The sequence below is a fragment of the Sphingomonas sp. DBB INV C78 genome, from assembly GCF_042693015.1.
Lineage (GTDB): Bacteria > Pseudomonadota > Alphaproteobacteria > Sphingomonadales > Sphingomonadaceae > Sphingomonas_E.
Map to the genome: position 1 here is coordinate 2,444,603 of NZ_CP170544.1, position 17,414 is coordinate 2,462,016.

A 17,414-nucleotide genomic window follows, 5' to 3' on the forward strand; every position below is an offset into this window, starting at 1 on the left:
GTCGCGTGACGAGCTACGATGCACCCACCTCGCGCGTCGCATCGCGTAGCGACATCAACTCGACGGTGCGATCGGTCTGGAAGCGGTCTGTGCCGCGATAGATCACGATTGAGCGGTCGGGTTGCAGCACGTCCCGCGCGGCGTAGAAACCTTTTGATAGACCAGGCTTGGAGCTTTTCTTGATCTCAAAGGACCAACGTTGCCCGCCTACAGGAAGGAGCAGGTCCATCTCTGACTGCCCATCCGCGGCGCGATAGTAAGATGCACCGACGTTGGACCGCGTAGCTGCGAACAACGCTTCGATGACATGGCCCTCCCAGCTTTCACCGGAGGACCCATACTGCTCGAGAGCAGCGGAATTATGGATGCCCAGTAAGGCGTGTAGCAAACCAGAATCGCGTATATAGAGTTTGCCCGGCAAACTCTGTTGCTTGCGCTCGTTGGCAGTCCATCGCGGCAGCCGTCGCATCAGCTGACCATCGCACGCTTTGTCAATGAAGCGGGTGGCCTGAGTTGCGTTGGTACCGAGCGCCTGTGCGATGCGGTTGCTATTGAGCTCGCATGCCTGATGCGTGGCAACGCTAACCCAGCCTCTCCGGATTGCCTCGAGCGCCAGCGTCACTCCGTCGATCTCGAATCCCCGCCCGATTACCGCATCGATAAAAGCCAGGCGCCACTCCAGGCTCTGTGCGTCATTCTCGGCAAGATAACTGAGCGGAAAGCCCCCACGCAGCCACAATCGCATCTCATCCTCGCGAGGGTCAACCACGGAGGCTGGCGATGCTGCTTCGACTGCCATCGGGTCAAGCTCAGGGAGGCGTGATACCCCAAGCTCGTGGGTTTGGAACGGGCCCAGATCGATCGTAGCCAGATGTCCGCCGAGGTGCTCGGCAGCGGCGCGGCGCATCCATTCGCAATCCGAACTCAGTAGCAGGAAGTGGCCCACCCGATTACGCTTTTGGAGGCGTAGTTCCACTTGCGCTCGCAGTATCGGCATTAGTTCTGGCATGCGGCTAATCTCATCAAGAACGATGAGGCGACCAATGCGACGGCCGAGAAATTCTTCGGCGCCTGCCAACTGCGCGCGATCGTCCGCGCGAGCGAGGTTGAAGACCAGCGCGCCGTCGACCGAGTTCGCGACCATTTCGGCCAACGTCGATTTTCCGACCTGACGGGGACCGAGCAGGGCGACACAAGGGAAGGAACCTAGGCGTTCCCGGACTCGCGGCGCGAGCGCACGATCGATCATATTGTCCGATGATCCGTGGGGCTCATCGCTGCAGATCGATGACCACAACCGCAAGCTGGCCGCGCCGCGCTTCAGGAATACGGCGTTCAAGCGCTCTCCGCAGTCCGTCCGCAGATCGAACGGGCGTAAGGCTATTCGGAGCGGGGGTTAGGCGCTTGCGACGTGCGGCGGTCTCGCCAAACCAAAGCACGACATAGATGCCGCGTCCCTCCGCGCGCCACTCGCCTGTGTAGAACCGGTCTAACTGTTCGATCGCAGCGTCCCACACCTGGGGATGCCACTGTGCCTTGATCTCCAACGGAACGAGAAGTTTCCCACAGGTAAAGGCGACATCACTGCGCTTGTCGTCAGGCATTCGTGTCTCTGTCGACTGAGCGACCCCGGGGGGCAGCTCACGATCGAGCCATTCGACCAGCCGGTCGCGGCAGTAATTCTCGTCATGCGGCGTACCGTCGAGTGCATAGAAGGCGGCAAGCGGTCTAGTTTCACTCCCCCGAAGCTTCGACTCTACACCCGTTAGACTGTCAAGCAGAGTCGCCAGAAGGTCATCGATCGACGCCGGCGCCTTGTTCTCGGCTACCGCCAAGACGCGGGCCGCTGTCACTGGTGAGAAGTTGGCTTCATTGCGAGCGCGGCGCTGTTGTGCAGCCGCATGACGGATCGTGTCTGAATAGGTGTCACGAGGCGCGTCACGAAGCGCGATCATGCAATCCATTGCCTTTTCGGAGACGTCGCCGGCAAGCTCAGCGATCGCCCACTGAAGGAAGTCGGTCGCGTCCCAAGGATTGTTGTCACCTGAACTGACGCCGCTGGGGTGGGGCGTCAGTGGCCAGCGGCCGCGGAAGGTGCGGACGATCCATGCGAGCTGCTCTGGTGTGAGGAGCAGGCGCTCGCCTCGCTCGTCGCGTCGTAGCCGACCACGAATTGGCCAAAGTAGCCCTGGCAGCACGAAGGCTGCTTCGTCGAGGGTCAATTCTGCGGCAGAAAAGTCCGTGATAAACGCCACCGCGAGCCAAGTGAGTGCGCGTTCGGGATTGTCGGTGGGATCGGGACAGCGGGAGCGCCATAGGCCACGGAGCTGAGAAAATGCCCGCATGGCCAATAGCCCATCCACCAGTTCAAGCTCGATTGTGCGGGGGAGGTCATTGTGGCGCTCAATCCACTCCGCTGCGAGTGCATTGCCGGTCGGCTGCAGTCCCGGGGAGCGCATCAATCGGTAAAGGCCCGTAACGTGGTCCGCCTTGGCTGCAAGCTGCGGTTCGATCAGCAAACGGAAATCATCGATGAATGCTGCCGGGTCGCGGGCTAGCCGCTTTTCGAGTTGCTCTGTGAAGTCGTCGATCTTGGCGTGCTCGGGAAGGTAGCTCTCATGCTGCAGCATGAGCCAACCCACGCGGACGGTGTCCCTCGGAACATCGTCGAGGCCGCGATGCTCACGCACACGTTCGGCAAGGCCAGCAATGATTGGATATACCATGTTCCAGACGGTGCGTTCGGTGAACCCCGTCACGACCTGCTCTGGGGTAGGCAGATCGCTGCGATGTAGGGTGGACTCAAACCCTTCGAGCGCGGCTTGGGCGTTGGTATTACCTAGCCATTCTTCCACTCTTCCGACGGGCGGCAGTTCGCGATCGGAATCGTGAAATAGTCGAAGATAGGATCTAGCGGCTGGTACGATCCAACTCAATTCGCCGGCGCGTAGTTCGTCGATGTGGTCGGCGAACTGTATGCGATGCTCGGCGAATCGCGCCTGTCGCTCGCGCTCTTCTTTGATGCGGCGTTGCTCAGACCGCTTTTCCCATCGATTGCTGGTGGGCTTGGCTGCCTTGCGCAGATGAGCAAGCAGTTCGCTGTTGCCCTTAGCATAAATTCGCGCGATTGCGCGCTGCTCGGGGCTGAGTCCGTCGCGCGAGCGTGCGAGCTGCACCAAATCCATCCACTGGCCATCTCGCTCGGCGCTACGTAGGCGATCCGCTCCGATTTCCGTGAGAAACGCCAATGCATCGTCCGGCGTTATGCCAAGCGCGACAAGCGTTTCGTGCAGGCGCCAGGCGCGCTCCCAAAGCGTTTTGTCCGAGCGTTCAAGTAGAACGTGGCGCTGGATCGCTCGACGTAGATCGGAATTGCCCTGAAAAAGTGCCTCAAGCATGACGTAGTCGTTGCGGCTGCGGCCATGGGAAGGGTCGAGCAACTGCAACCAACTCCACAGTCGTGATGGAGCAACTGAATTGTCCGCCACGACGAGCTTAACCAGTGTAATGGCGAGTTGCGCAAGATCCCAGCGGCGTTCCCATTCGTCCTTCGACGCCTTGATCGGGATATACTCGACGAGCAGATCGAGAAGGCTAGCGGCGCGTTCGTGCGGGATCCTTTCGGCAAACACACTCATCGTACCGCCGATTTGTCGTGTCCACTGGGCAGCGCGTTCGATTGGGACCAACGTATAGCCCAAGTAGGCTGCGATTATCTCGACCACCTGTATGTCCGAGAACTGAGCAAGTTCGAGGTCACCCAGCGTCTCCAGTGCCAAGCGCGCGGAACTTTCGTCCGCTAGACATCGCAGCGTTTCAAGCATTTCAGGCCAAGCCGTATCGGCAATCTCGCCGATTAGCGCTTGGGCTGCCTCAGCGCGCTCCGAGAATGTCGCTTCCGGGTTGAGAATTAGCGCGATGAGGCGGCGCTCCATGAGCGGTGCAAGCGGCGAACCGTTGACTGCCTCCAAAAGGAGCTTGCGTAGGTGGAAGCTATTACTGTCGTCGAGGATTCGCTCGAAGTCAGCTTGGAGATCAGGGCGTGCCAAACCATGCAACGAGAGTTGGCCCCAGTCCTGCGCGCGAAAGTAGGGATCGTCCGCTGCGAGTACTTCCAGCGCTTCCAGTAGTTGCCGTGCTTTTGGCGTCTTCAAGGCGCCCGCATCGCCATAACGCAGCATTCCAAACGGATCAGCGCGGATGACTTCAGAAGCGGCTTCGTCGCTGTAATAGGCGATCCACGCGTGCAGGCCGCGCAACGATGCCGGAACGGTGTCCGACAAGGTGAGCAACGTGAACAGCCGGCGCGGCGACACCTTATGTGTAAGCAATGCTGCCAGCCAACGTGCGCCCAGATACTCTCCGAGAACGCGGTGCAACGGCGCCAAGCGTTGATCGGCGATCCTCACAAACAGCCGACTGCCAAGGACGGCCCGGGCGGATCCGCCCATTGGCAATATCTCCACGTCCCGCAGCGCGCGATCGTTCGCTTCGACCTTGCCCACCGCGCGCGTCGAGATTGCATCTGCACCGGTCAAAATCTGAAGCGCGCATGCCGCCCCGGCGGCGTCGAGCGCTTCGCCTTGAGTCAGGTTTCCAAGCGGCGAATTCTCGTGCTGAATCGCCTCTTCGCGCCACAGCAGGTTGGACGCGGCTTCGAACAACGCGCCGCGATTTTCCGGCAAGGCCGTTGTGGCGACTTCGGCGAGCAGGCGCAAAGTCAGTGGGTTGCCGTAGAGCGATTCCAGTCCACGATCCTCAAGGTGCGCAAGCAGTTTTTCGGAATCGGCGTTGGGGACATGAGCTCCGAGGTAGGTGCGGGCTTCATCGCGCGAAAAGGGGAGTAGGGTGAGGAGGCGCGGCGCGCGCCCATAGTCGGTGGCAATATCGTGGCTCGCGATTATGCCCTGCCAGTCCGCGGCGCGGCACGAGAGAATGAAGCTTGGCCGTCCCATGGCATCCAGCCGTTCGAGGACGCGCTGCAAAGCATCGGACTCGCGCGCTGTCACGACCTCGTCCAAGGCGTCGATCACAATGCTCCCGGTAACCGGCGCTGGGACGCGCCGCAGCAATTGCTTGGCGGTGACCAGGGTCAGATTGTACTGACCAGCTATTGTCTCGAGCAGGATCGATTTGCCTTGGCCAGGCTCGCCGAGGACGACGACGGGCCCACCTATCCCAGCGATCTCATCCTGGCCGATCGTCCGCGTCTCACCACGATGATCCACGTAGCTAAGCCACCGGTAAATCGGATCCTCTATGATATTCACGCTGAAAATTTATCCAGTGGTGCGAAATGTGAGCCTATCGAGCCTACCGCGCGATCGGTTGCGGCACCAGCCTGGATCATGCTCATTTTGCTAGAACTTTTCCTCGGAAGCAAATAGCTGCACCCCATTATACGAGATGCCTAGCAATTTGACGGCCAACTCACGGATTCAGGATCAACCCGGACAGATAGCCTGACTTCTATAGTCCAGTAAGTTTGACCAGTTGCCACCCTAAGGGGAAGTCCTCGGCTTGATGGTAGGTATCACGCTGCCGATGCCGGATTTTGTCATTCCCGATCGTCCCACGCAGCAAGTGCTCCCTCTGCCTCTCAAAGCAGTTGCGCTAACGGGCTTCACCAACAGCCGCTTCCCTCGAACGGAATCCGATTCGTGACTGTCGCCATCGTCCGACGGAGCAGGCGCGCGCCCACCTGCTCCCAAAGCAGATGCGCTAACGGCTGAACGAATGGCCGCTTACTTCGAAGGGCGTCCCGATTCCCGACTGTCGAGATCGTCCGACACAGCCGCCACGAGCCGCGTGCGGATTGAATGAAGCGCTGCTAGCCTATATCGCCCGATTGACTCAATGTTCTCTTTTTGTTCTGATGTGAACATGAGTCGCATTGACCCCTCCCATCTGGCGCATGACCTGGAAATCGCTCTTGCGACGGCGCCGCACGATCTGACCGTTGGCCTGCTTGGCAGCGACCGACGGACAAGGTCGGCGGCCGTGAGCCGCCTCGCCTTCCATCTCGCCGACAGGCTGAGCTGCTACGAATTCACGCTCGCTGACGAGCCTCAGGCTGACGATCAGCCGAGGTTCTTCTGATGACACGACGCAAGGGAGAGCGGCCGGTTTTGCGCTATCTCGACCGTTGGTCCGCCGATCATCCGGTCGCGCGCAGCATTGCCGCCGGCACCAACTGGTTCAATGCCTGGATAGCCCAGAAGGCGACCCCGTTTCCGCGCCTCGCACAACGGACGGGCATCCCGACCGCACGACTGATGGCGATCGACCAGGGTGACGTGATCGCGCGTTCCGAGCTTGAGGCACTTTCCCGTGCGTGGAGTGTCAGCGTCAACGACCTGATCGCCTCAATGCCGACGGCCGACATGGTGGTCGAATGACGTGGCGCGCTTCCATCAGGGCCTCAAGGTTCCGACGAACCTGTTCGAATGTGCCGCCTGGCATCACGCGATCCGCGTCCGATGCAGCCAATGCCCCCATGTTGCGACCTTCAACGCACATGGACTGTGGTGGCACTTCGAGAAGCGTGGTTTCGACGACGATCTCAGGAAGGTTGCCGCGCGCTTCTGGTGCCGTTCCTGCGCGGGCCGTCTCGGGCGCCGGGTGCGTCCGGCGAAGGTCGAAATCGTCGACGAGACAGTGGACGCGATCTGCCTCCCGTTCCCGGATGAACGGATATGGAAGCGTGCGGTCAATCGCTTCCGCAGTTGATGGAGAAGGACGTAGGCATGGATCACGCGATCACATTTCCTGCTTGAGGTGACCACGCCAGACAGGGAGCCGATCCAACTGGTCTGGAGTTTGGTGGGGGCAGCTCATAACCCGGCGGCGGGTGACCGTCAGTTACCCAAGAACCGCTTGCGACGGTCCTCGGCATCGAACTTCGATATCGCTTCTTCGGCAGTTGCACATTCGCCGCCGCGTACCGACCCGTCACGACAGCCCGCCACGACCTGCTTTGCTTCGTCGATATGCGCGATAAAATACTGCGTGCCTCGCGGCGCGGACATCGCCGCAGTGGACGCGGGAGGGACGACGAGAGCCGTAGTCTGACTGATCGGCATGATAACCGGGCGAAGCACCAAGCCCGCACCAAATCCGATAACGAAAGTGGCCAGTGCGATGACGACAGCCTTACCTTGAATCATGAGCGCAACCTCCGACAATAGCGATTGCTGTTCTAGAAGATTCGACCCGCTATCAAAAGCAAGTGCTTGCTAATCCTCAAGGACGACCGGGCGCAGAGATGCGCGACAGTATCTACAAACCCGTCAGGCACCTACGGATTGATCAAAGAAGTGGTTCCGGCAAGGCAACCCGCTTCTCGCCCCAGCGCGAGTCGAAAACTACGAGTAACGAGACAATCTGAGGTGGCGCCGTTCACTTTTCGTTGGCGGTTGCGGCCATTTCCAGGGTGGCGAGACGTTCCGAACAAATCGCGTGTACGACCCTTCCCAGCTCCTCGATGCGCTCGGCCAGCCAGCCGAGTTCTTCCTCGCTGATGCGATAATGTTTCGAGTAGCGCGCCTTTACATAGGCGTCCTTGAGCTTCTCGAACTTCGAGCGGTCGCGTCGCGTCCCGCGCGGCCAGACGTGGACGAGACGGATATCTATCTGCTCGGCCTGCGTCCGCAGGAAACCAAGATTGTGGACATGCGGCGAGTAGAAGGTCGAGACCAGAAGAACGCAATTGTAGAGCCGCTCGGCGGCTTGATGCATGTCGAAGGCAGCGTCCTTCAAATAGCCTTTCGACACATCAAACTTCGCAATCTCGAAGCGCTTTAACCCGCTTGGCAACCACTCCTCGAAGTATTCCCTGGCCATCGCCAGCGCAGCATCCGGCGTCTTGGGCCGGGGCTGGTGCAGTTCGCTGTCGTCGAGCTGGTAAAGGGCGATGCCTTCGCGGGCGACGTCCATGAAGAAATAGCGGCCATGGGCGAGGCCGTCATTCACCTCCTGGAGCGTGTGGACGATGAAATGCACTGGTGTGCGGAGCGACTTCGTGATCGCCACCTCACGGTTCAATCGTTCCTCGGCCTTTGCCCAATATTGCGCGCGGTCGGCGACATGCTTGTTGTTGACGATGATCAGCAGATCAAAGTCCGAGCGATAGCCCTTCGCCGTGTGGGGCTCGTCGACCCAGCCCCCACGCGCGTGGCTGCCATAGAGGATGATCTTGAGAACGCGGCCCAGCTTGCGCCGACCCGTCGCCAGCATCGCGACGTCGTTGAACTCCTCGAACAGGATCGCGACCACGCGCTCGAGTTCGCGCTGCTTGGACGCCGGCAGATGGTCGAGGTCGGTTCGCATGTGGCTCTTCCCTAACAAGAAGATGGCCTAACAAGAAGATGGCGCCGATACGACCGCTGGAACGCGGTCGTATCGGCGCCGGCTCAGGGGAAAGCCCCACCCTCCCCCAATGCCCGGTCGAACGAGACGAGCGCCGCGGCCAGCCGGCGCTCGACCTCTGCCACGTCGATCCCCAATTCTACGGCCAGCGCGGCAAGCTCCACACCCGAAGCGTGAAGCGCCAGCACCTCGGCCTCCTCCGCCGGAAGGCTCGCCCAGGCGCGGCGCAGCCGCGCTAATGGCCGATCGTGCCGGTTCATGGCCGCACCTCGCGACGCTGGCCCATGATCCACTGCGCTGCCTTCGCGGCCTGCGCGGCAGCGCGGAAAATCGCGCGCTCGTCTGCTCCGATATAATCGGCCCATGTCGCCAGATAGTCGGCGTGGCGCACGGTTGGCCGGATATTGAGTTCAGCGCAGACGAAAGCGCTGGCAATCTCGGCGACCAGCTCTTCCTTCGCATATTCGATTGAACCAAAGCGCCCCGACTGATCGCGCGCGAGGCGCGAGCGGTGTCCTGTCCAGTGGCCAAGCTCATGGAAGGTGGTGCGATACCAGTCGATCTGGTGATGAAAGGCTTGAGAAGGCGGCACCTGAATGAAGTCGCCGCCCGGATGATAAAAGGCCTTGTCGCCACCGACACGCAGATCGGCACCGGTGTTGCGAATGATCTCCTCGGCCACCGGCACGATCTCGCGCGGCGGCAAGGATTCGACGCCCTGCCGCACGATTTCGGGCAGACCGTCGCACTGGTCGACATTGAAGACGGTGAAGCGCTTCAGGAACGGAATGCTGCGGGGATCGTCGCCGTCGCGTTCGGCCCGTGCCCTCTCGCCATCCGGGCAGAAGCGGTCGGCATAACAGACAGTCACGCCTCGCTCGCCGGGCCGCACATGTCCGCCCAGCTCGCGTGCCTGCCGGTAGGTGAGCCAGCCTTGCGAGCCATAGCCGAACCGGACGACCGCGCCCCAGAGGATCAGGACATTGATCCCCGAATAAGGCCGATGGCTCGCCGCATTGCGCGGCATGCCCACACAGGCCTTCGCCCTGTCCCACGGCTGCACCCATGGCAGCCGGCCTTCACCCATTTCGGCAAGGATCGCGCGCGTCACCTCACCATAGAGACTCCCTCGCCCTTCCCTGCCTTGCCGCCGGTGCATCGCCGCCTTGCCGGCTCCTCGCCCGGCCGGCCGCTCTCGCCGCAGCGAAGCACTGCGCCGCTCCTCGTCTCCGGTTCGATCGCGGGCGGCGCTTCGATCCCGATTGCCCAGTCGATCCTCCCCTGCCCGCCTTGCGTCCTGCCCGTCGCTGTCCAGACCTCCGAGGCCCACGCCACGCCCGCTATCGTTCCTGCCCATGATCCTGCTCCCGTTCCCAAAACCGCAACCGGCCCCGGATGGGCGGGGTGGGCGGCAAGGAGCGGGACGGCAGGTCCGCCGATCGAGGTGGGCCGCACCCGCAGGAAGCCAGCGCGAAGCGCTGGCTTCAAGGGCCGAAGCAAAGCGGAGGACCCGCGGATACGCGGGTTGCGGCCCGCCGCGGCGGACCTAGAGGCGCGCTCCGCCCACCCCGCCCGGCCGCGGCCGGTCAACCAGCAGGCGCCGCCGCGCGAGTCCCCGCCGGGGACCGCGCGGCGTCCTCATTGCCCCGTCAGGCCTGAGTGCGTCCGCGGATCGAGAGGCCAAGGCAGGCAGTTCTGGCGCGCCCCGTTTCGGTCCATCGCAGGACGGAACAGCAGCAAACGCCCTGGCGCCAATCGTGAAGGCCGCCACGCACCCGCCTGCCATTGCGCGCCGACCTCATCTGACGACCGTTGTCATCAAGGTTCCGCAGCGAATGATCTCCCGGACCATCGGACACCCTCCACAACCGCGTAGTGGCGCGCACGCACCTATCAATAAAGCTCGTTGTGCCAGCCAGCCTGTCGGCCGACCCTCGAAGCCGTGATCCATGGGCCGCGTGTTGAGCCCATGACGTTGCGAGAGGATCCGGCATGAGCGATATCGCCCAACTGCAGCGCGATCATTTCCCGGGCCGCACCTATCGGGATATTGCGCGGGCCGATGGCGAGCAGCTGCCGCCGGTGATCGAGCATCAAAGCAATCCGGAGCAATCGACCGAAGATATTCCGTTCGAACGCTATACGAGCCGCGCCTTCTTCGATCGCGAGATGCGCCAGATGTGGCGCAAGGTCTGGCAATTTGCCTGCCGGGACGAGCATGTTCCTGAAGTCGGTGACTATTATGTCTATGATATCGGTCGCTTCTCACTGGTGATCGTGCGCACCGACGAGGGCCTGCGCGCCTATCACAACTCCTGCCTCCATCGCGGAACCAAGTTGAAGCCTTCGGGCAGCAACGGCTGGAGCGGATCGATCCAATGCCCGTTCCATGGCTGGCAATGGAATCTCGACGGCACGATCAGGCACATCCCCTGCGACTGGGAATTTCCGCAGCTCGATCGTGCGAAAGCTTGCTTGCCGCAGGCTCGCGTCGAAAGCTGGAACGGCTTCATCTTCGTCAACTTCGATCGCGAGGCGGCTCCCCTCCTCGACTATCTGGAGGTGTTGCCCGAGCATTTCGCGCGGTGGGACATGTCCAACTGGTACGTACACACCCATGTCCAGAAACGGCTGCCGGGCAACTGGAAGCTCGCGCAGGAAGCCTTCATGGAGGCCTATCACACGCCGGTCGCGCATCCGGAAATGACGCATGTCGTCAGCGACCATAACATGCAGCACGACATCTTCTCCGACCATGTCAGTCGCGACCTGTGCGCCATGGCGAGCCCCAGCCCGACATCGACCCTGGAGCGGAGCGAGCAGGAGCTGCTCGACAGCATGCTCGTCGGCGATCGCAGCACTGTCGGCGAACGCGTGATCGTTCCCGACGGCAAATCCGCGCGGTGGACCATGGCGGAGCAGCTTCGCCGCCAGATGGCGGCCACCTATGGCCTCGATTATTCGGAGCGCACGGTTCCGGAGATGATCGACTCCCTCAAATACAACATATTCCCAAATCTCTTCATCTATCCGTCGGTCGGCTTGCCCCTGATCCAGCAGTTCCGGCCCGACGGCGACGACCATGATCGCTGCCTGTTCGACCAGATGGTGCTGCGGCCCAAACCCACCGACGGCTCGGATTTCGAGGTAGCGGACGTGATCCGCATCGAGGAGCACCAGTCCTACACCGAGGTCGAGGGGATGGACCCCTTCCTCGCGCACGTCCTCGACCAGGACACGGATATCATGCGCTGGCAGCGCGAAGGCATGTATGCGAGCGAAAAGGGCGCGGAGACGCTGTCCGTCTACCAGGAATCGCGCATCCGCCACCTGCACCAGACGCTCGACAAGTATCTGGCGCAGGCCCCGCAATGAGCCGTCAGGAACCGCTGGCCCAGGGCGTCCACCATGTCGCCGTGTCGGTTCCAGACATCGCGCGCGCACGGGAGTTCTACATCGACCTGCTGGGTGCGGAGGAGTTGGCCCAGACCGAGTGGGAGGAGGGCAACGTCTTCATCAACGAGATTGTGGGTCTGCCCGACTGTTCCGGTCGGCAATTCATGGCGCGGCTGGGCAATGCCTTTATCGAGGTGTTCGAATATCTGACGCCGCGCTCGACTGCGCAGGACGAGAACCGCCCCGTCAACCGGTTCGGCTATACTCATTTCGGCCTCCAGGTCGCAGATATCGACCTGGTCTATGCCCGCATGGTGGAAGCAGGCATCCGCTTCCACTGCCCACCGCGACATTCCGGCGGGGAGGAAGCGCAGGACGGACGCCGGCAGGGCTTCCGTTCCACCTATGGCCGGGATTTTTTCGGCAATGTGTTCGAGCTGATCGAAGTCGGCGAGAACAGTGCGATCCCGGCGCTTTGACGGTCGCAGGTGCCACGGTCGCGTTTGAAACGCTGGCGACCGGCTTTGCCTTTTGCGAAGCTCCCCGGACGGGGGACGACGGCACCGCCTTTTTCAGCGACCTGACCGGCGGCGGCTATCATGCCTGGGATCCCGACGGCCGAATGCGCACCGTGCTCGCCGACCGCATGTGGATCGGCGGCGCCGTGTTCGATGAGAGTGGCGCAATCGTACTTGGTGGCAAGGGGGGCCTGGTAATGGTCGATCCCGCCAGCGGTGACGAGAGAACCTTGCTCGATGCGATCGCCGGCCACTCGATCGTCGCGGTCAATGACATCGAGGCCGATGCGCATGGCCATCTGTTCGGCGGGACGATCGACTTCGCGGCGATCTTCAGCGGCGGCACACCTGCTCCCGGCCTGTTCTTCCGGCTCGATGCGGCGGGCGAGGTCGTGGTCCTGCGCGATGATGTGGTCGCGTCCAACGGCATCGGCTTCAGCCCCGATGGCGCGTGGCTCTATCATAGCGAATCCACCATCGGCGTCTGGCGCTGGAAAATGGGCGACGATGGGTTGCCATTCGGCCAGGAGCTGATTGTGGAGGTCGCGGATTGCGACGGCCTCGCCGTGGACTGCGAAGGCAGCGTCTGGATCGCCTGCTGGGAAAAGGCAGAACTTCGCCGCTATCGTCCCGACGGAACGCTCGATCGGCGGATGAAGCTGCCGTTCGCATCGGTTACCAGCCTCGCCTTCGGCGGCCCCGACCTCACTGAATTGTTCGTCACGACCGCCGGTCACGGCACTTCCCGAACGGGTGGCCTGATCCGGCTGAACCCCGGCGTTGCCGGCCTGCCCGTCCACAAGAGCAGATTGTAGCGCACAGAAGGTATCGCACCATGGACCTCGAGCTTGCCGGCAAGAAGGTGATCGTAAGCGCCGCCACGCGAGGCGTTGGCCGCGCGGTCGTCGAGCGGTTTCTCGATGAAGGTGCTACCGTCGCGTTCTGTGGTCGCCGAGCCCGCGGCACGGATCCCAATCCTACCGACGCCGATATCATCGCCAATCCACTGATGGGCGACGGGGTCGATGACGCGGTAGAAGCCTTGAGCAGCCGCGGCACGGTCTATGGCTCGGTCGTCGATTGTGGCGATGCTCTCCAAGTCAGTCGCTGGGTGGCCAAGGCCGCGGACCAGATGGGCGGGATCGACATTGTCGTGTCCGCCGCCAGCGCGCTCGGCGGCATACCCCGCTCGATGAAAGGGTGGGACCTCAACTACGATATCGATCTCAAATCGGCGGTCGCGATGTGGGATGCGGCCTACCCTTTTCTCAAGGCGGCCGCCCCGTCGGCCTTCGTCCAGATCGGAACGATCACGGCCTTCGAGAACCACACGTTCGTCGGTAGCGGGTTCAGCTATGGCGCGATCAAGGCGGCGCTGATCAACTATGTCCACCAGCTTGCGCTGGAGTTCATGGGCGAGGGCATACGCTGCAATTGCGTATCCCCGGGCCCGACTCAGATGCCCGGCGGATCCTGGGACTTTCTCGAACGCGAAATGCCCGAGTACTACGCCGCCAACCTGTCCCGCCAGCCATCCGGCCGGTTCGGTAGACCGGACGAGATCGCCGATGCCGTCGCTTATCTCGCCAGTTCCCGAGCGTCCTGGATCACCGGCGTCAACCTCACGGTAGATGGCGGGTTCACCCGCAACGTCAAATATTGAGGCTTCGCGATACCTGTGACGTCGCGGTCATCCGGGCCCATCCGCGGCCAAGCTGCTCCAGCCTTGCGTCAATCCGCACGCCGGATCTGCAGCCACACCCGGACGTCGCTGCAATCATGTCGGGAGGGTCGATCTCCAGCCCTGTCGAAAGAGGGGTTCGCATGGCCTCGAATATTGCTGCGGGGACATAACCGCCGGACGTCGTCAACTGCGCCGGTGCCAGGGAGACACTGATGCCGCGTTCCTCTTCAGCACGGCCATTCATCGTCGGGATAGGGGGCACGGCGAGCGCCAATTCCTCGACCGAACAGGCCCTGGCGATCGCCCTCGCATCGGCCGAGCGCGCCGGGGCCGAGGTGAAGCTTTTCGGTGCTGCGACCTTGGCAGCGCTGCCGCATTACATGACCGAGGAGAGCACGACTTCGTCCGAGGGCAAGGAACTGGTGGAAGCGATCCGCCGCGCCGATGGCGTGATCGTCGCCAGCCCCGGCTATCACGGCTCGATCTCGGGCCTCGTCAAGAATGCCATCGATTATCTGGAAGAAACCTCGAAGGATGCGCGCGTCTATCTGGACGGTGTTCCGGTGGGCCTGATCGCCACAGCCTATGGCTGGCAGGCGACCGGCAGCACGCTCGCCACTCTGCGTTCGGTCGTTCATGCGCTGCGCGGTTGGCCAACGCCACTGGGCGCCGCCATCAATAGCTCGGGCGGGATCTTCAAGGGCGGCGTGTGCAGCGACGCTGGCGCCACCAATCAGCTCGAACTGGTCGGCTGTCAGGTCGTCGAATTTGCGCGGTTCAGTCGGGCCCGACCTGAAGTGGAAGAGACCGAAGCGGCCTGATTCCGGCAGGCTTCATGCCCGTCCCGCCGGGCACCCCCGAACTCTCCACGTCAAACTGCATTGCCGGCTGGAGCCGCGCTGGCGCCCCGATCCATTTGTCGGTCGGTAAAATTGCCGCCTATCCCAAGAAAGGGCGCTGCCCCTGCGCGCCCGCCCATCCTCTCCGCCAGAAACAAGAATTCCACATCGGGGAGGACAGGATGACGAAGGCCGGGCTCGGGTTGATGATCTCGTCGATGGCACTGGCCATCGGCACCGCGGTGCCGGCGGCCTTCGCACGGGATGCCGTTTCTCCCGACGTTCCCCGGCTGGACCCAGCTCCGCAGGACCAGGCGAGTTCGGCGGGCGACATCGTCGTTACCGCACGGCGGTCCGAGGAGAGCATCCAGTCTGTGCCCGTATCCGTCGCGGCCTTCAGTAGCGAGACTTTGCGCGAAAACTCGGTCTCGACACCCGAAGACCTCCAGCTGAGCACGCCAGGCGTGTATCTCTCGGGCAATGGCGGGCGCCAGAATTCCAATTTCGTGATCCGCGGCCAGTCGAAGGCGCTCTCGGGTCCGAGTTCGCCGGCGGTGATCAGCTATTTTGCGGAAGTGCCGAACCCGGTGTTCGGGAGCTTCACGCCCCAGTTCGATCTGAGTTCTATCCAGGTACTGAAAGGACCACAGGGTACGCTGTTCGGCCGCAACACGACAGGCGGCGCAGTGCTGATCTCGCCACAGTCGCCCACGGCCGATCTCGAGGGCTATGTCCAGGCTGCTTATGGCAATCTTGACAATCGCGAACTCGAAGGCGTCCTCAACGTGCCGGTCGCAGAGGCAGTCCGGATCCGGCTCGGCGGCGCCTGGCATGAGCGCGACGGCTATACGACCGACCTCACCCACCCCGATCGCAAGCTGGACAATATCAACGATTATACGCTGCGCGGCTCGATCTGGATCGAGCCCGTCGAGGGTCTGACCAACGTTACGATCTTCGATTATTACAAGAGCAGCACGCACGGTTTTGCGAGCATTCTGGTCGACGTGTTCCCCGGCAACACGCTGTTGACCGCGCTCGGCTTGCAGCAGCCATTCTTCGATGAACTGGCCGCGCAGCAAGCCCGCGGACCCTTCGTCCATGCCCAGCCCAATGTCGGCTATGAGCGCAATCGCCGTTTCGGCATCACCAATCGCACCGAATGGGAGCTCAATGACGATCTGACGCTCGTCAACATCTTCGGCTACCGCGATACGAAGGTCGCCTACAACACCGACTCCGGCACGGGCCGCGTCCTCGCCGATGGCACGGGTGCCTTCCCCGCCGGCACGCCTGTCGACCTTATCCAGGCGTCGCTCACCAACGAGGTCCACCAGTACAGCAACGAGCTGCAGCTGCGCGGCACGTCGTTCGGCGACAAGCTCGAATGGCTTGTCGGTGGCTTCTATTTCAAGGCCAAACCCTCGGGACCGCAGGGCAACACCGTGGGCTTTGCCCAGGTCCCGGGCTTCGAGACCGCACGCGGCGCCTATACCTTCATCACGGAGGACAGCAGGGCCGTCTTCGGCAATGTCCGCTACAATCTCGACGAGATCGCCGACGGCCTGCAGGTCGAGGCCGGGATCCGCTACACCAAGGACAAGATCGGAGCCTGCACCGGCATCGGCCCCACGGCATCGTCGGGCGATGTCGAGCCCGATCAATGCTTCGTCGGCAGCTCGACAATGACCAACGCGTCGCTCAACAAGGCCAAATCCAACGCCACGACCTGGCAGATCGGCGTCAACTGGCAGGCAACCGACAATATCTTCGCCTATCTCGTCTCCCGCCACGGTTATCGGGCAGGAGGCGTCAACAGCCCGTCCTTCACCGGGCGACTGGTCGACTTCCAGACCTTCGCGCCCGAAGATGTCACCGATATCGAGGCGGGCCTGCGTTCCGACTTCGACATTGGCGATGTCCAATTGCGTTTCAACGTAAGCGGCTTCATCGGCTGGTACGACAATGTCCAGACGGCCCTGACGGGCGTCCAGACCGTGCTCGGCGTCTGCACGCCGGGCGTCGACAATCCCGCGCCGATCTCGCCCGACGGTGATTGCGATCCCAACAACGATCCGGCCGGTGGCACCTTGCTCGTCAACATCGGCGAAAGCCGGGTGTCGGGTATCGACATCGACGGCATCGTCCAGTTCGATCGGCGGCTGTCGTTCAACTATGCCGTCAACTTCCTGTGGCCGGAGACGACCAGCTTCGACGCCCCGGCAGCCATCGCGCCGTTCGTGTCGGAGGACAAGATCCCGTTCAACAACACCGCCAAGCAGACCTTCACGGCGGGCGTCCGCTATGAGCTGCCCGTTCCGGAATCGATCGGCGAGATCGTGTTCAATGCCGACTATTACTGGTCAGACAAGCTCTCTTACAGCGGGACGTTCCTGCCATCTTACGACGTGGTCAATGCCCGTCTCGACTGGAACCGGATCGGCGGCACCGCGATCGACGCATCGATCTACGCGCGCAATCTGTTCGACGAGGAATATGCTGCGGCGGCCAATGCGTCGGGCGCATTTCTCGGCTTCACGACCGCGATCTTCGCCCCGCCGCGCACCTATGGCGTCGAGCTTCGTTACCGTTTCTGATTTCAGGAGAGCA

The 17,414-nt window shown here is 62.2% G+C and carries 15 protein-coding genes; 9 read left to right on the top strand and 6 right to left on the bottom strand.

The genetic code is table 11. From position 1 onward, the window contains the following. Positions 1-13: 13 nt before the first annotated feature. The gene (locus ACFB49_RS11545; RefSeq protein WP_380879559.1) at positions 14-1,339 is read right to left on the bottom strand and encodes an ATP-binding protein; all 1,326 of its coding nucleotides are present in this window, start codon (positions 1,337-1,339) and stop codon (positions 14-16) included. Further along, on the bottom strand, positions 1,272-5,270 hold the full coding sequence (locus tag ACFB49_RS11550; RefSeq protein WP_380879561.1) for a hypothetical protein: 3,999 nt from the start codon (positions 5,268-5,270) through the stop codon (positions 1,272-1,274). Before ACFB49_RS11550 ends, ACFB49_RS11545 begins: the two co-directional genes overlap by 68 nt. 613 nt (positions 5,271-5,883) lie before the next feature. Between ACFB49_RS11550 and ACFB49_RS11555 the strand changes: the two genes are divergently transcribed. Genes ACFB49_RS11555 through ACFB49_RS11565 form a run of 3 tightly spaced genes read left to right on the top strand, consistent with a single transcriptional unit; the run spans position 5,884 to position 6,729 of the window. Continuing rightward, positions 5,884-6,099, top strand: coding sequence for a hypothetical protein (locus ACFB49_RS11555; protein ID WP_380879563.1), 216 nt, complete (start codon positions 5,884-5,886; stop codon positions 6,097-6,099). Continuing rightward, complete coding sequence (locus ACFB49_RS11560) at positions 6,099-6,398, top strand: hypothetical protein (RefSeq protein ID WP_380879565.1); 300 nt, start codon at positions 6,099-6,101, stop codon at positions 6,396-6,398. Before ACFB49_RS11555 ends, ACFB49_RS11560 begins: the two co-directional genes overlap by 1 nt. Position 6,399: 1 nt before the next feature. Then, positions 6,400-6,729 carry a hypothetical protein gene (locus tag ACFB49_RS11565; RefSeq protein WP_380879567.1) on the top strand — a complete coding sequence of 110 codons (330 nt, stop codon included), beginning with the start codon at positions 6,400-6,402 and terminating at the stop codon, positions 6,727-6,729. A 128-nt stretch (positions 6,730-6,857) separates the two neighbouring features. Here ACFB49_RS11565 and ACFB49_RS11570 read toward each other — a convergent pair whose 3' ends face one another. The 4 genes from ACFB49_RS11570 to ACFB49_RS11585 form a co-directional block, all read right to left on the bottom strand. Next, complete coding sequence (locus ACFB49_RS11570; protein WP_380879569.1) at positions 6,858-7,166, bottom strand: hypothetical protein; 309 nt, start codon at positions 7,164-7,166, stop codon at positions 6,858-6,860. 232 nt (positions 7,167-7,398) lie between these two features. After that, a complete protein-coding gene (locus ACFB49_RS11575) occupies positions 7,399-8,328 on the bottom strand; it encodes a HEPN domain-containing protein (protein WP_380879571.1) in 930 nt (309 codons plus the stop codon). Between the two features lie 83 nt (positions 8,329-8,411). After that, positions 8,412-8,627: a hypothetical protein gene (locus tag ACFB49_RS11580; protein ID WP_380879573.1), complete on the bottom strand. Its 216-nt coding sequence runs from the start codon at positions 8,625-8,627 to the stop codon at positions 8,412-8,414. Next, positions 8,624-9,724: an ArdC family protein gene (locus ACFB49_RS11585; protein ID WP_380879575.1), complete on the bottom strand. Its 1,101-nt coding sequence runs from the start codon at positions 9,722-9,724 to the stop codon at positions 8,624-8,626. Before ACFB49_RS11585 ends, ACFB49_RS11580 begins: the two co-directional genes overlap by 4 nt. A 635-nt stretch (positions 9,725-10,359) precedes the next feature. Between ACFB49_RS11585 and ACFB49_RS11590 the strand changes: the two genes are divergently transcribed. From ACFB49_RS11590 to ACFB49_RS11615, 6 genes are all read left to right on the top strand, one after another. Then, positions 10,360-11,742, top strand: a complete 1,383-nt coding sequence (locus tag ACFB49_RS11590) for an aromatic ring-hydroxylating dioxygenase subunit alpha (RefSeq protein ID WP_380879577.1) — start codon at positions 10,360-10,362, stop codon at positions 11,740-11,742. Then, positions 11,739-12,242, top strand: a complete 504-nt coding sequence (locus ACFB49_RS11595) for a VOC family protein (protein WP_380879579.1) — start codon at positions 11,739-11,741, stop codon at positions 12,240-12,242. The genes ACFB49_RS11590 and ACFB49_RS11595 overlap by 4 nt, the downstream gene beginning before the upstream one ends. After that, positions 12,239-13,096 carry an SMP-30/gluconolactonase/LRE family protein gene (locus tag ACFB49_RS11600; protein WP_380879581.1) on the top strand — a complete coding sequence of 286 codons (858 nt, stop codon included), beginning with the start codon at positions 12,239-12,241 and terminating at the stop codon, positions 13,094-13,096. Before ACFB49_RS11595 ends, ACFB49_RS11600 begins: the two co-directional genes overlap by 4 nt. A gap of 20 nt (positions 13,097-13,116) precedes the next feature. Beyond that, positions 13,117-13,944: an SDR family NAD(P)-dependent oxidoreductase gene (locus tag ACFB49_RS11605; protein ID WP_380879583.1), complete on the top strand. Its 828-nt coding sequence runs from the start codon at positions 13,117-13,119 to the stop codon at positions 13,942-13,944. A 233-nt stretch (positions 13,945-14,177) separates the two neighbouring features. After that, the gene (locus ACFB49_RS11610) at positions 14,178-14,786 is read left to right on the top strand and encodes an NADPH-dependent FMN reductase (RefSeq protein WP_380879585.1); all 609 of its coding nucleotides are present in this window, start codon (positions 14,178-14,180) and stop codon (positions 14,784-14,786) included. A gap of 200 nt (positions 14,787-14,986) precedes the next feature. Further along, positions 14,987-17,401: a TonB-dependent receptor gene (locus ACFB49_RS11615; protein WP_380879587.1), complete on the top strand. Its 2,415-nt coding sequence runs from the start codon at positions 14,987-14,989 to the stop codon at positions 17,399-17,401. The last annotated feature ends 13 nt before the right edge of the window (positions 17,402-17,414 follow it).

Bases quoted from the DNA above. Each gene is read 5' to 3' on its own strand.
- ACFB49_RS11570 (WP_380879569.1), bottom strand. From the start codon at position 7,166: ATGATTCAAGGTAAGGCTGTCGTCATCGCACTGGCCACTTTCGTTATC.
- ACFB49_RS11555 (WP_380879563.1), top strand. From the start codon at position 5,884: ATGAGTCGCATTGACCCCTCCCATCTGGCGCATGACCTGGAAATCGCT.
- ACFB49_RS11615 (WP_380879587.1), top strand. From the start codon at position 14,987: ATGACGAAGGCCGGGCTCGGGTTGATGATCTCGTCGATGGCACTGGCC.
- ACFB49_RS11585 (WP_380879575.1), bottom strand. From the start codon at position 9,724: ATGGGCAGGAACGATAGCGGGCGTGGCGTGGGCCTCGGAGGTCTGGAC.
- ACFB49_RS11610 (WP_380879585.1), top strand. From the start codon at position 14,178: ATGCCGCGTTCCTCTTCAGCACGGCCATTCATCGTCGGGATAGGGGGC.
- ACFB49_RS11560 (WP_380879565.1), top strand. From the start codon at position 6,099: ATGACACGACGCAAGGGAGAGCGGCCGGTTTTGCGCTATCTCGACCGT.
- ACFB49_RS11590 (WP_380879577.1), top strand. From the start codon at position 10,360: ATGAGCGATATCGCCCAACTGCAGCGCGATCATTTCCCGGGCCGCACC.
- ACFB49_RS11575 (WP_380879571.1), bottom strand. From the start codon at position 8,328: ATGCGAACCGACCTCGACCATCTGCCGGCGTCCAAGCAGCGCGAACTC.
- ACFB49_RS11595 (WP_380879579.1), top strand. From the start codon at position 11,739: ATGAGCCGTCAGGAACCGCTGGCCCAGGGCGTCCACCATGTCGCCGTG.
- ACFB49_RS11580 (WP_380879573.1), bottom strand. From the start codon at position 8,627: ATGAACCGGCACGATCGGCCATTAGCGCGGCTGCGCCGCGCCTGGGCG.
- ACFB49_RS11605 (WP_380879583.1), top strand. From the start codon at position 13,117: ATGGACCTCGAGCTTGCCGGCAAGAAGGTGATCGTAAGCGCCGCCACG.